9 protein-coding genes are annotated in these 14,125 nt (G+C 68.9%); 4 read left to right on the plus strand and 5 right to left on the minus strand.

All coding sequences use genetic code 11. The features are described 5' to 3' along the window. Positions 1–27 precede the first annotated feature (27 nt). Both xdhA and xdhB read left to right on the plus strand, forming a co-directional pair. Complete coding sequence (gene xdhA / locus F624_RS0113015) at positions 28–1,647, plus strand: xanthine dehydrogenase small subunit (RefSeq protein WP_051107394.1); 1,620 nt, start codon at positions 28–30, stop codon at positions 1,645–1,647. Next, on the plus strand, positions 1,644–3,962 hold the full coding sequence (gene xdhB, locus F624_RS0113020; RefSeq protein ID WP_019574750.1) for a xanthine dehydrogenase molybdopterin binding subunit: 2,319 nt from the start codon (positions 1,644–1,646) through the stop codon (positions 3,960–3,962). Before xdhA ends, xdhB begins: the two co-directional genes overlap by 4 nt. 32 nt (positions 3,963–3,994) lie before the next feature. On the opposite strand, the gene F624_RS0113025 is transcribed toward xdhB, so the two are convergent. From F624_RS0113025 to F624_RS0113040, 4 genes are all read right to left on the minus strand, one after another. Then, positions 3,995–6,094 carry a sensor domain-containing diguanylate cyclase gene (locus F624_RS0113025; protein WP_019574751.1) on the minus strand — a complete coding sequence of 700 codons (2,100 nt, stop codon included), beginning with the start codon at positions 6,092–6,094 and terminating at the stop codon, positions 3,995–3,997. A 186-nt stretch (positions 6,095–6,280) separates the two neighbouring features. After that, entirely contained in the window at positions 6,281–6,904 is a 624-nt protein-coding gene (locus F624_RS0113030) for a Crp/Fnr family transcriptional regulator (RefSeq protein WP_019574752.1), read from the minus strand. A gap of 119 nt (positions 6,905–7,023) precedes the next feature. Continuing rightward, entirely contained in the window at positions 7,024–9,513 is a 2,490-nt protein-coding gene (locus F624_RS0113035) for an aldo/keto reductase (RefSeq protein ID WP_019574753.1), read from the minus strand. A gap of 13 nt (positions 9,514–9,526) precedes the next feature. Further along, positions 9,527–10,468, minus strand: a complete 942-nt coding sequence (locus F624_RS0113040) for a glycosyltransferase family 2 protein (RefSeq protein WP_019574754.1) — start codon at positions 10,466–10,468, stop codon at positions 9,527–9,529. Positions 10,469–10,693: 225 nt separating this feature from the next. On the opposite strand from F624_RS0113040, the gene F624_RS0113045 reads away from it, so the two are divergent. Then, complete coding sequence (locus F624_RS0113045) at positions 10,694–10,933, plus strand: oxidoreductase-like domain-containing protein (RefSeq protein WP_031254925.1); 240 nt, start codon at positions 10,694–10,696, stop codon at positions 10,931–10,933. On the opposite strand, the gene F624_RS0113050 is transcribed toward F624_RS0113045, so the two are convergent. Beyond that, the gene (locus F624_RS0113050; protein ID WP_019574755.1) at positions 10,867–11,817 is read right to left on the minus strand and encodes a LysR family transcriptional regulator; all 951 of its coding nucleotides are present in this window, start codon (positions 11,815–11,817) and stop codon (positions 10,867–10,869) included. The two genes, F624_RS0113045 and F624_RS0113050, sit on opposite strands and share 67 nt — an antisense overlap. A 107-nt stretch (positions 11,818–11,924) precedes the next feature. Between F624_RS0113050 and F624_RS0113055 the strand changes: the two genes are divergently transcribed. After that, positions 11,925–14,078, plus strand: coding sequence for a thiamine pyrophosphate-dependent enzyme (locus F624_RS0113055; protein WP_031254927.1), 2,154 nt, complete (start codon positions 11,925–11,927; stop codon positions 14,076–14,078). Positions 14,079–14,125: the final 47 nt, after the last annotated feature.

Raw genomic sequence — 14,125 nt, forward strand, 5'->3', positions numbered from 1 at the left:
CACCACTCCAGGGATCACACACCACCCATGCAACACAGACCGATTCGCTTTCTGCGCCGTGGCCAGCTTGTCTCGCTGGGCAATGTAACACCCACTCACACCTTGCTGGAGCTGCTCAGGGAAGACCTGCACTGCACCGGCACCAAGGAAGGCTGCGGCGAAGGCGATTGCGGCGCCTGCACCGTGGTCCTGGGCGAGCTGGACCCAGCTCAAGGCCCGGATGCAATCAAATACCGTGCCATCAACAGCTGCATTCGCCTGGCCCATTCGATCGACGGCATGGCGCTGTGGACGGCCGAAGACCTGGCGCAAGACCCACTGATCAAGCCCGAGGCCGAAGAACCCGAGGCCGAGGCCCTGCACCCGGTGCAGCAGGCCCTGGTCCAGTGCCACGGCTCGCAATGCGGCTTCTGCACCCCGGGTTTTGTGATGAGCCTGTTCGGCCTGTACCAGAGCCAGGTCTGCCAGCAGGGCCAGCCCGTGAGCCGCACCCAGGCGGTGGAGGCCTTGTCGGGCAACCTGTGCCGCTGCACCGGCTACCGCCCGATCTTCGACGCCGCCGAGGCCATGGCCGACCTGCCGCGCCGACGCGTGGACGAGGCCGCCCTGGCCCAACAGCTGCGCGCCCTGCAGGCCGCCCCCACCGAACCCGCCGAACCCGCCGCTGGAGCCCAAACGCCCGCCTACCTCGCCCCCACCACCCTGCAGGCCTTGCTGCAGGCGCGCCAGCAGCACCCGCAGGCCCAGGTGGTGGCCGGCTGCACCGATGTGGGGCTGTGGGTGACCAAGCAGCACCGCCTGTTCGATCAGGTGCTGGACGTGACCCGTGCCGCCGAGCTGCGGCGCGTCGAGCCCTACCCCCACCACATCGCGATCGGCGCGGCCGTGCCCCTGGCCGATGCCTTTACCGCGCTCGAGGCCGACCGCCCCGGCCTGCATGGCTTTGCCGCTCGCTTCGCCGGCCTGCCGGTGCGCAACTCGGGCACCCTGGGCGGCAATGTGGCCAACGGCTCGCCCATCGGCGACTCGATGCCGCTGCTGATCGCCCTGGGCGCCAACGTGGTGCTGATGCGCTGGGAGCCCGCACCGGGCAATCGCTCTGGTCGCCGCCCGGGCCGCATCGTGCACCGTGAAATACCGCTCGAATCGCTCTACACCGGCTACCGCCAGAACGTGATGCGGCCCGACGAGCTGCTGGCCTGGATCAAGGTGCCCCGCCCCGCCCCGGGCGAGCTGCTGCGCGCCTACAAGATCTCCAAGCGCCAGGATGACGACATCTCGGCCGTGTGTCTGGTGCTGCGCCTGCACTTGGCCGAGGGCGCGGTGCAAAGCGCCTCCATCGGCGTGGGCGGTGTGGCCGCCACCCCGGTGCGGGCCCGCGCCACCGAGGCCGCGCTCGCCGGCCAGCCCTGGACCGAGGCCACCGTGGCCGCTGCCACCGAGGTGCTGCGCGGCGAGTTCTCGCCCATCTCCGACATGCGCGCCAGCAGTGCCTACCGCCGCGAGGTGCTGGGCAACCTGCTGCGCCGCCTGTGGCTGGACAGCCAGGGCCTGCAGACCGTGGAGCTGCAGCGCCTGGACCCCGCCGCCCTCGACACGCAACCCCTGTCCGGGGCCCAGCCTTTGACCCGCAAGGAGGCCGCATGAACGCCAGCACCAGCCCCCACCAACCCCAGACACTGGCCGCAGGCCGCTCCCAGCAACACGAAAGCGCCGCCGCCCAGGTGGCCGGTGCCGCCACCTACATCGATGACCTGCCCGAGGTGCGCGGCACCCTGCACGCCGCGCCCATCCTCTCGCCCGTGGCCCATGGCCGCCTGCGCGGGCTGGACACCCGCGCCGCCCTGGCCGTGCCCGGCGTGCGCGATGTGATCGTGTCGGCCGATGTGCCCGGCGACAAGCTGCTGGCCGCCTTTGCCCACGACGAGCCGGTGTTCGCCTTCGACACCGTGCAGCACGTGGGCCAGGTGCTGGGCCTGGTGGTGGCCGACAGTGTGATGGCCGCCCGCCGTGCCGCCCGTCTGGTGAAGGCCGACATCGAAGCCCTGCCCGCGGTGCTGACGCCGCGCGCCGCGCACGCGGCCCAGAGCTATGTGCTGCCCCCGGTCACGGTGCGCCGCGGCGAGCCCGAGGCCGCGCTGCAAGGCGCCCTGCACACCCTGAGCGGCAGCCTTGAGGTGGGCGGTCAGGAGCACTTCTACCTCGAAGGCCAGATCGCCTACGCCCTGCCGCTGGAGCAACACCAGTGGTGGATCTACTCCAGCACCCAGCACCCCGGCGAGGTGCAGCACTGGGTGGCCCACGCCCTGGGCCTGGCCAACCACGATGTGCGGGTCGAGTGCCGGCGCATGGGTGGGGGCTTTGGCGGCAAGGAGACCCAGGCCGGCCACCTGGCGGTGTGGGCCGCGGTGGCCGCGCACAAGCTGAAACGCCCGGTCAAGCTGCGCCTGGACCGCGACGACGACTTCATGGTCACCGGCAAGCGCCACCCCTTTGCCTACGACTACACGGTGGGCTTTGACGAACGCGGGCGCCTGAGCGGCCTCCAGTTGCAGATGCTGGCCAACTGCGGCTTCAGCGCCGACCTCAGCGGTCCGGTGGCCGACCGCGCCATCTTCCATGCCGACAACGCCTACTTTCTCGAAGACGTCGAGATCGTCTCGTACCGCTGCAAGACCCACACCCAGAGCCACACCGCGTTCCGCGGCTTCGGCGGGCCGCAGGGCGTGATCGTGATCGAGAGCATCCTGGGCGACATTGCCCGCCACCTGGGGCTGGACCCGCTGGATGTGCGCCGCGCCAACCTGTATGGCATCGACGATCGCAACGTCACCCACTACCAGATGACGGTGGAGGACAACATCCTCGAGCCCCTGCTGAGCCGCCTGGAGCAGACCTCTGGCTACCGCGAGCGCCGCCAGGCCATCGAGGCCTGGAACGCCCGCGAGCCGGTGCTCAAGCGCGGGCTGGCCATCACGCCGGTGAAGTTCGGCATCTCCTTCACCGCCACCCTGTTCAACCAGGCCGGCGCCCTGGTGCATGTGTACACCGACGGCAGCGTGCTGGTGAACCACGGTGGCACCGAAATGGGGCAAGGCCTGCACACCAAAGTGGCGCAGATCGTGGCCGACGAACTGGGCGTGCGTTTCGAGACGGTGCGGGTCAGCGCCAGCGACACCGCCAAGGTGCCCAATGCCAGCGCCACCGCGGCCAGCAGCGGCACCGATCTGAACGGCCGGGCCGCCCAGTTTGCCGCCCGCCATGTGCGCGACAACCTGGCCAGCTTTGTCTGCGGGCTGGATGGCTGCGGCGCGGGCGCCATCCGCTTTGTCGACGGCCAGGTGATCTCGCCGGTGGCCACGCGGCGCTTCGAAGACGTGGTGCAGATGGCCTACGCCAACCGCATCCAGCTGTGGAGTGACGGCTTCTACCGCACGCCCAAGATCCATTACGACAAGACCACGCTCACCGGGCGCCCCTTCTATTACTTCAGCTACGGCGCCGCCTGCACCGAGGTGGCCATCGACACCCTGACCGGCGAGAGCCGGGTGCTGAAGGTGGACATCCTGCACGACGTGGGCCACAGCATCAACCCGGCCATCGACATCGGCCAGATCGAGGGCGGCTTCGTGCAGGGCATGGGCTGGCTGACCACCGAAGAGCTGGTCTGGAACGACAAGGGCCACCTGGCCACCCACGCGCCCAGCACCTACAAGATCCCGGCCACCGGTGACATCCCGGCGCATTTCAAGGTGGATCTGTGGCCCGAGCCCAACCGCGAGGACAGCGTGCTGGGCAGCAAGGCGGTGGGCGAGCCCCCGTTCATGCTGGCCATCAGCGTGTTCGAAGCCTTGAAGGACGCCCTGGCCCAGGCGCGCAGCCTGGCGGGCCGCCCGGGCCCGGTGCAACTCGAGGCCCCGGCCACGGCGGAGCATGTGCTGCAGGCGCTGAACCTGCCCTGAAGCCGGCGATGAAGTGACGGCAGAGCGGGCCTTCAGCCGCCCGCCAGCGGCAGCGCGGCCCGCGTGACCACCACCTGGTTGCGCCCGCCGCGCTTGGCCTGGTAGCAGGCCATGTCGGCCGCATGCAGCACCGCGGCCACGTCGGGGTAAGGGTGGTGCTGAGGGCCCAGCTCGATCAGGCCGATGCTGCAGCCGATGGCATGGGCCTGGGTGCCCTGCTCGATCGGCAGGGCGATCGGCAAGGCTTCAATGTGGCTGCGCAAGGCCTCGGCGATCTGGCTGGCGCGCTCCAGCGAGCAGCCCGGCAGCAGCAGCGCAAACTCATCCCCGCCCAGACGCCCCACCGTGTCGGTCTGGCGCACCAGGCCCTCCATGACCCGGGCCACCTGGCGCAGCACCTGGTCGCCCGCGGCGTGGCCGGCCTGGTCATTGACGGCCTTGAAGTGGTCCAGGTCGACAAACAGCACACAGCCCCCAGCCTCAGCCACCTCACCCGCCTCGTCTCGCGACAGGGCCGCGGGGCCGGCCTGAACTCGATGCTGCAACTGCAGCAGCAGCCGGTGCTCCAGCTCGCGCCGATTGACCAGACCGGTCAGGCTGTCGTGGCTGGCGCTCCAGGACAAGGCGCGGCGCGCCTCGCGCTCGGCGGTGATGTCGTCAAAGATCCAGATCGTGCCGCCCTCGGGGTCACCCGGCACCACGCCGCGGCCCAACATGTGCACCCAGAAATCGTGGCCGTCCTTGCGCCGGAACACCAGCTCGCCGTCAAAAAAGCCCTGGCTGCCGAACTGTTCGCGCACCTGGCGGCCCAGTTCCTCGTAGGCGGCATCGCTGGGGTAGAGCAGGCGGGCCGGCTGGCCATGCAGTTCGCCGGGGCCATAGCCCATCATGGCGCTGGCCCGGTGGCTCAACAGCTCCAGCGTGCGGTGACGCGTCACCACAATGCCCACCGAAGCGTGCTCCAGGATGGCCTGCAGCTGCCCCACCATCACGCGCAGGCTTTGCTGTTCGCGCTCTTGCGCCATGGCCACCTGGCGCAACATGGACACCAGTTCCCCCAGCTCCCCGCCCACCTGCGGCCAGTTGCTCTTGGCCGGCAGCGAGCGGTCCAGCACCTGGTGCATGCGCTGCAGCACCTCACTGATCGGCCGTGTCAGCCACAGAATCAGCCAGCCGCCCAACGCGGCGCACACCAGGGCCACGCCAGCGGTCAACCACCAGGCCCAGCGCCCCACCTCCTGGTAGGGTGCCAGGGCTTGCTGCAGTGGCGTGACGCGGGCCACACCCCACGGGGCCACCGACAGGCCGGCCAGGCTGCTCAGGTGGTAGGCACCCTGTTGGCCCAGCGCCTCGGGGGCCATGCCGCTGCCCTGCGTTTTCCAACGTGGCAACAGCTCTGCCAGGCCCGGTTCGTCATGGGCCTGCCCCAACAGGCGTGAAGGGCTGGGGTGGGACAGCAACACCCCTTGCGCATTGAAGACCATCACCGCCACCCCCTCCAGCGAGGCACGGGTGAGCTGGGGCGGCAGAAGCTGGGAGGAATACAGAGACACGCCCCCCACCAACACCGCCTGGATCTGGCCACTGCTGCTTTTCAAAGGCTGTGCCAGCAGGACCAACGGCTTTTCGTCAGGCCAGCGCCCCACGGGGGCCCACACATGGGCCTGCCCATCGGCCAGCGATTGCAGACGGACCTGCTCCACCGCCGTGTCCAGCGAGTCGGGCAACGCTGCGGCTTTCGCATGGCGCAACACCGGCACCCCATCGGCGCGGGCCAGATCCAGAAAATCGAAGACAGGAAAGGCCTGGCGCTGTTGCGCCCAGAGCGTGGGCAGACTGGTGGGGTGCTGCAGCCGTTCAAGACTCACCTCCTGACCCAGTTGGACCAGCAGGGCCTCGATGTTCTGCAATCGGGCATCGAGCAGAGCGGCCAGCAACTGCACCTCCTGAGCCTGCTGGCGGCTGGCGCTGCCCAGGGCCTCGTGCTCACTGGCCTGGAGGATGAAGAAGACCGACACCGCGCTGGCCAGCCAGCCCGACAGCACGGCCACCACCACCACCCGCAGCTTGAGCGTGTCGGTGGCCCGATGCAGCCCTGCGCCCAGGCGCCGCGCCCAGCGTGTCCATGTCACAGCCGCAGGCCTCCAGCCACAGCAGCGCCTGTCTTGACACACACCCAGCAGCAATCAGGACGAGACACCGGCAAAAAGCACTTCCGCATTTGTAACAATGCGCTGACTATAAGGAGTTGCGCCCGGCACAACCAGACGCTCTAGGGACAACCCCTAGCGGCGGCCCGAACCCGGGCCGGGGCCGCCTCAGCCGCCGGCCAGGCTTTGCAGACCGCTGGGGTCGAGCAAGGTGAGGTTGCGCCCGGAGCCCGCGATCAGGCTGCGCTCACGCAGGTGGCGCAACACGCGCGACAGGGTTTCGGGGGCGATGCCCAGTTCGGCGGCGATCAGGCGCTTGCGCTGGTTCAGCAGCACGTTCACCACGCCCTGGCTGGCCTGCTCGGCATGGTTGAGCAGCCAGCGGGCGCAGCGCGCCTCGGCGTCCATGGCCAGGCGGCTCACGGCCAGTTCGGTCTGCTGGCGCTGGGAGCGCGACACATCCTGCAGCAGCTTGCGGGCCGGCGGCGCCAGGGTGGCCAGCGTGCGTTGAAAGGCTGGCAGCGGCATGCGGCGCACGATGACGGGGGTGTCGCTCATGGCGTCCACCACCTCGGGCAGGCCGAGCACAGCGGAGGCGGCCTCCAGCCAGAACGGCCCTTCGACCACGCCCAGCTGATGGCTCATTTCGGTGCCGTCGTACAGGCCGAGCACCACACGACCCGAATCGATGAAGTGCACCCAGGGTGAGGTGGTCTGGCGCGCGAGCAAGACCTGACCCGGGGGGACAACCTCGTGTTCGAGGGACAAACCGAAATACTCAGAGGGCAACATGGAAGCGACTTTGCCCGACCCGCCAGCGCCCGATATTGAGGCATGTCAAAGGGCCTGACTGCGCCGCAGCCCGCCGTCACACGGTCTTGACCCGACCCCATGTCGCGCGAGGCGCGGGCTCAGGCCCCCAGCCGGGCCAGCGCCGCCACGCGCTGGATCTGGCGGGTCGAGACCAGAATGGCACCCTCCGGGTTGCGTAGCAGCGCCTGGCCCAGGCGCTGCTCCACCGTCAAGCCCGCTGCGCCAGGATCGGCCAGGTAGCCATAGGTGAGTTGCAAGGGCCGACCGGCGGCCAGCACCACGTCCGCCTGATGCTGGGTCAGGCTGTCGCGCACCTGCACCACCGGGCACAAGGCCCCATGGGTGGCCAGCATGGCCGCGACGGCTGGCGCCTCGCCCGCAACGCCCCAGGCGCCGATCTGCCCCTGGGCCTGCAGGCCTTGCAGCCACTGCTGCCATTCATCGCAAGCGATCTGGGCGGCCACAGGTTCATGCAGCAACAGCAGGTCGACCCGCTCACGCCGCAAGCGGCGCAGGCTGGCCTCGAAGCTGAGCCGGGCCCGCTGCACCGAGCCCTCAGCCACGGCCCGGTTCAACACAGGCAGCACCTTGCCCAGCAGCTTGCGGGCATACAGGTCCGGGATGCTGGCCCGTGCGCCGGCCGGGGCATACAGGCCCACCTTGGTGGTCAAGGTGATGCGCTGCGCCAATTCGCTCGGCAAAGCGCCCAGCGAGGCTTCGGCCACGCCATTGCCGTACAGGGGCGAGGTATCGACATGGCTGAAACCGGCCTCGATCGCCGCCCGCAGCAGGGCTTGCCGGTCGGCTTCACGGGCCAGGTGGTGCAGGCTGGCGGTGCCGAAAACCAGGCGGCTGAGCCGCAAGCCGGTACCGGGCAAGGTGATCTGGCGCATGGGTTCCGTCCTGTCAGAAGCCGCCCGGGCGGCGAAGGGAGATGGGGCTGGGCCAGGCGCCCGCAGCAGGTCGCCCAGGTGGCTGGCCAGGCGCAGACCCAGGGCCACGGCCAGCAAGGTGGGATTGGCTTCGCCCGAGGTGCTGAACACGCTGCTGGAGGCAATGTGCAGGTTGTCCACGCCGTGCACCCGGGCGTGGCCATCCACCACCCCCTGGGCGGGGTCCGCACTCATGCGGGTGGTGCCGATCTGATGAAAGCCATCGGATGCCTGCTCGAACACATGGGCTGCACGTTCAGCCTCGGGGCGCTCGTAGACCAGATGCCCCAGGCCGGCCGCTCTCAAATCCTGGTCGAGCAGCGCATGGGCGCGCAGCACGGAATCGATGTCTTGCGGTTGGTAGCGGAAATCAATCTGGAGGTCCCCCTGGTCGTTGCGCAGCGTGACCCGGCTGTCGGCATGGGGCACCTGCTCCGCGTGGTAATCCAGGGCGTAGGTGCCACCGGCGTTGCGCAACACGAAACCCGGCTTGCGCACCTTGGACAGGTAGCGGTGGCGCAGGATGTCGATCACATCCAGGGCGGCCCGCCAGGGCCGGCGCACGATGTTCAGGCCATGGGCCCACCAGCGATGAGGCGGCGGACCGATGTGTTTGAGGCGCATGGCCTCCGCCACCAAGCGACGGCCGATGGGTGCGATCGCCAGACCCATGAATACCGCCGAGAGCGTGGGATTGCGGTGGCTGGCGTCGTAGAACGGCGGGTTGTCAATGTAGAACGAGGTGTTGAGCAGGCCTTGTTCGCACTGGGTGGCGGCGCTGGGGGTCAGCCGTCGGCGCACATAGGTGCCGCAGGCGTCGCGGCTGAAGTCGAGCCAGCGCACGTCCTCGGGGTGGGCAAGCACCAGACGGGCGATGCTGCCCATGATGTGCCCCATGTAGTAACGGCCTAGCGGCCCATCCGGTCCACCGAACAGCGCCGGGTGTTGGCGCTGCGCCTGCAGCAGCAGACGCGTCACGCCCAGCGCGCCCCCCGCGAGCACCACGTGGCGGGCGTGCACGCGGAGGTCCTGCCCCCGGTGCTTGACCTGAACGCTTTCGAGGTGGTCGCCGCTGGCACTGAAGCCAAGGGCCTCCACCCGAGCGTCGAACAGCAGGTCCAGGCCGGACACCGTGAGGGCCTGCTGGCCCAGGCTGCCGATCAGGCGCGGTTGATGGGACCAACGCTCCAGTTGGGTCAGTTCGAAGCGGGACAGCTGCCGCACCGGGCCCTGGGCCTCAGGCGGCAGAGGGCGTCGGAATTCGGCGGAGCCGCAATCCACACAACGCGCTGCCGCCTCGTACCAAGGCTGCACCTCCGACCAGGTCAAGGGCCAGGCCACACCGGGCACCTGGCCCCGAGGCTCGAAGTCATGCGCCTCGAACGGAACACAGCGGCCGCCCCAGAGCCAGGTGGTGCCCGCCAGGCCGGTGTGGGTGGCCAGCGCCAGCGGGGCGTGGTGCTGGGGACGCACCAGGCTGGAGCCGCTCCAGTCGGGCGCCGATTCGCCGGGGTCCTGGCGGCCGGCCTCAAGAACCAGGACACGCAGTCCACGCGCCTGGGCGGCCAGGGCCAGCGAGAGGCCCACCGGCCCGGCCCCCACCACGCAAAGGTCATACAGATCGGCCTCTTGGGGGGGCTGTTGCAGCACGCTCATGGTCGACCCGGGCTCAGTGACGGCTGTCGGGCTGGCGCAGCACAAAGCGCTTGAGGCGCTGCATCTGCCAATCCCGCAGGTAGCGGCGGAACTCGGGGTTCTCATAGCGAGGCAAGCCCTTCAGCGCCGACCAGAAGTAACTGAAAATCATCAGCAGACCACCGATCACCACCGGCTTCTCGCGCATGCGGTTCAGGCCCGCAGCAATCGCATACAAGGGGTGATAGCCCATGTACCAATTGCCCCGGCCCCAGCGCAGTCGACCCTCATAAATGTGTTTGTCCGACGAGCCCATGATGCGGTGGTGCCACAGCCAGGCCTGGGGGTCATAGAACGACTCGGTCTCCCAGCCTTTCATCCAGGCCATGTGCACGTCGATGCCATCCCAGGACAGGTGCTGCACAAACCCCCCGATGGCCTCGAAGGCCTCGCGGCGGTACAGCTTGAACTGACCCGCAACCTGCTCGGCAATGTGGCTTTCCTCGATGTAGCGGCCATGCTCAAAACGGAACACCTTGCCCGACACCGCGGCCAGGCGCGGGTTGGCCTCCAGCCGTTGCAGCATGTGTTCGATGTAGTGCGGGCCAAAGGACATGTCACCGTCCAGCTTCACGATGAAGGCGTAATCCTGATGCTGGAGGTGCTCCATGCCGAAGTTGAAAGCCGCCACCACACCGCCGCCGAGCTTGCGAAAGCCGCGGTTCTGACGTGGCACCAGCCGGATGAAGGGGTAGCGTTCGGCATACTCGCGCACGATGTCGGGGGTCTCGTCGGAGGATCCGTCGTCCACCAGGATCCACTCCACAGGGCGGCAGGTCTGAGCCACCATGGCGTCCATGGTCAGGCGCAGGTACTGGGCCTCGTCCCGCACCGGCGAAATGACCACCATCGGAACCACACGGGGGTTGAGGGCGGGGGGTGCCTCCACGGGCTCCAACTTGAAATCGGATGTCATCTCGGAATGCTTGAGTTGAGTGAGGCAGAGGTCAGACGAGGGCGGTCGATCGGCGCCTGAAGGCCGGTCGAGGGCAGGGCCACCCGACAGGCTGAAGGCCCTGCATTTTACAGTTTGCAACAATATGGGACGCCCAAGCGCCAGCCCAGGAGAGGAAGCAAATCACGAAACAAGGGATCGGTGCCCCATGCACCGACCAAACCTGATCCATCCTGGCCCCCATCCATGCCCGTCAACCCAGAATCCACCACCGTCCTCACGCCACTGCTGCAAGGCCGCCAGCAGATCGCCCGCCTGCAGGCCGCCCTGGCCCAGGCCGGCCTGAACCTGCGCCCGCCGCCGCCCGAGCCACAGACCTGCTGCGGGCGCGGTTGCAACGGTTGCGTGTGGGAGGGCTTCTACGCCGCGCTCGACTTCTGGCGCGAGGATGCCGAGGCCTTGCTCGCCGGCTCAGTGAACAGCTGAAGAATCAGGCCGCGCAGCCAGGCCAGGCCCGGGTCGGCCTCGAAGCGGGCGCTCCAGTGCAGCGCCACGTCGAAGTCGCGCAGGGCAAACGCCGGCTCGACCAGGGCGCAGCCCCCCTGCCCCGCAAAGCCCAGCGCGATGCTGCGCGGCATCAGCACCGCCAGGTCGGTGGAACGCACGATGGAGGGCAGCACCATGAAGTGCTCGGTGGTCAGGCGCACCCGTGCTTCGAGCTTGAGCAGTTGCAGGATGCGCAAGGGGTTGGTGTGCGTGCGCACGGCCACAAACTCCAGTTGCTGCAGCTCGTCCAGCAGCGCCTGCGGGCTGCGCTTGCGCCGCGTGAAGGGGTGGCCGGCGCGCAGCAGCACGATGTAACGGTCGCTCAGCATCACCGCCTGGCGCGTGTCCTTCACGCTGGGCAGAAAGCCGAACGCCAGGTCGATGCGCCCCTCATCCAGGGCCTGGGCGATGGCGTCGGCGGGCAGCGGGCGGGTTTCGATGCGGATGCCCGGGGCCCGCGCCTGCACCGCGGCCATCAACTCGGGCAGGAAGCGCGCCTCGCCGATGTCGCTCATGTGGATGCGAAAGCTGCGCTGTGACTCGGCGGGGTCGAAGCGCTCGCTTTCATTGAGGGCCGCCTCCATCAGGCTCAAAGCCGCCTGCACTGCGCGCGCCAGGCGCTCGGCCCGCGGCGTGGGGGCCACGCCCCCTGGGGCCCGCACAAACAGCGCGTCCTTCAACAGCAGGCGCAAGCGGGTCAGGCCCTGGCTGGCGGCGGGCTGGGTCAGGCCCAGGGCCTCGGCCGCCCGGCTCACGCTGCGGGCACGGTAGACCGCGTCGAACAGACGCAGCAGGTTGAGGTCGATGTCGTGCAGCTTGAGCATGGTCTGGCGCGCCTTTCATGCATTCAATGCATGCCACTTAGTTGCTTCATTTTATTGATGGATATTGCCAGCCTGCCGATGATGCCCAGCAACAAGGAGACAGCACGGTGGAAGTTTCATTCAGCAAAGAGGTTGAGCAGCTGCGCCTGGGCGCCGGGGCCGAGTTCCATGGCGAGGGCATCCTGGCCATCACCAAGGGCCTGCTGCAGTCGGGGGTGGCCTACATCGGGGGCTACCAGGGCGCGCCGGTGTCGCACCTGCTCGACGTGATGGTGCAGGCCCGGCCCTACCTGGATGAGCTGGGCGTGCATGTCGAGGCCTGTTCCAACGAGGCCTCGGCCGCCGCCATGCTGGGCGCCTCCATCCACTACCCGCTGCGCGGCGCGGTGACCTGGAAGTCCATCGTCGGCACCAATGTGGCCGCCGATGCCTTGTCCAACCTGGCGTCGCCCGGGGTCACCGGCGGGGTGCTGGTGGTGGTGGGCGAGGACTACGGCGAAGGCGCCAGCGTGATCCAGGAGCGCAGCCATGCCTTTGCCCTCAAATCAGGCCTGCTGCTGCTCGACCCGCGCCCCGAGCTGGGCCACATGGTGCACCTGGTCGAGCAGGCCTTCTGCCTGTCGGAGGCCTCGAACATGCCGGCCCTGATGGAGCTGCGCATCCGCGCCTGCCACGTCAAGGGCAGCTTCACGGCGCGTGACAACCTGGCCCCGCCAGTATCGACCCGCGCCCTGATGAGCGACCCGGCCCGCTTCGACTACATGAAGCTGGCCCACCCGCCGGTGACCTTCCGCCATGAAAAGCTCAAGAGCGAAGAGCGCGTGCCCGCGGCGCGCCACTACATCGTCGAGCACGGCCTCAACGAGCTGCACGAGGGCCTGCACGCCGACCTGGGCCTGATCGTGCAAGGCGGCCTGTACAACACGCTGATCCGCACCCTGCAGCAGTTCGGGCTGGCCGACGCCCTGGGCGAAAGCGACATCCCGCTGCTGGTGCTCAATGTGGTGAGCCCGCTGGTGCCCGAACAGCTGATCGGCTTTTGCCAGGGCAAGCGTGCCGTGCTGCTGTTCGAGGAGGGCCAGCCCGAGTACATCGAGCAGGAGCTGGCCACCCTGCTGCGGCGTCACGGGGTCGATACGCCCCTGCACGGCAAGGACTGGCTGCCCATGGCCGGCGAATACAACACCGAGGCCATGGCCACGGGCCTGCGGCCCTTTGTGGCGCGCTACCTGCCGCGGCACGATGCGGGCGAGGCCGAGCGCTGGCTGGCCGACAACGCGGCGCGGCGCGCGGCCGTGGCGACCCGCCTGCAGGCGCCGCTGCCCACCCGGCCGCCGGGCTTTTGCATCGGCTGCCCGGAGCGGCCGGTGTTCTCGGCCCTCAAGCTGGCCCAGCAGCAGACCGGCGCGGTGCACGTGGCGGCCGACATCGGCTGCCACGCCTTTGCCACCTTCGAGCCGTTTTCGATGGGCCACTCCATCCTGGGCTATGGCATGAGCCTGGCCAGCCGGGCCGGGGTATCGCCCCTGATGCAGCGCCGCTCGCTGGCCATCATGGGCGACGGCGGCTTCTGGCACAACGGCCTGCTCACCGGGGTGCAGAGTGCGCTGTTCAACGCCGACGACGCCGTGCTGCTGATCTTCAAGAACGGCTACACCTCGGCCACCGGCACGCAGGACATCATCTCCACCCCCGGCGAGGCCGCCAAGGAGGCCGCCGGCGACAAGCAGCAGAGCCTGGTGCACACCGACCAGACCATCGAGAACACCTTGCGCGGCCTGGGCGTGAAATGGCTGCGCAGCGTGCCCAGCTACGAGGTGTCGACGATGCGCGACACCCTGGTGGAGGCGCTGACCACCCCCTTCGAGGGCCTGAAGGTGATCGTGGCCGAAGGCGAATGCCAGCTGGAGCGGCAACGCCGCATCAAGCCCTGGATCGCCAGCCTGCTGCAGCGCGGCGAACGCGTGCAACGCGTGAAGTACGGCGTGGACGAGGACGTGTGCACCGGCGACCACGCCTGCATCCGCCTGTCGGGCTGTCCCACGCTCACCCTCAAGGACAACCCCGACCCGCTGAAGGTGGACCCGGTGGCCACCGTGATCGACGGCTGCGTGGGCTGCGGCCTGTGCGGCGCCAACGCCCATGCGGCCACGCTGTGCCCCTCGTTCTACCGCGCCGAGCTGGTGCGCCACCCGCGCTGGCACGAACGTCTGTTGCACCAGTGGCGCGGCCTGTTCACGCGCCGCCTGCTGAAGGCCTGAACGCGGCCCCCCCTCCTCCCTGCCTCTCCCTGCCCCACCCCTCTTCC

The organism is Curvibacter lanceolatus ATCC 14669 (assembly GCF_000381265.1).
Lineage (GTDB): Bacteria > Pseudomonadota > Gammaproteobacteria > Burkholderiales > Burkholderiaceae_C > Curvibacter > Curvibacter lanceolatus.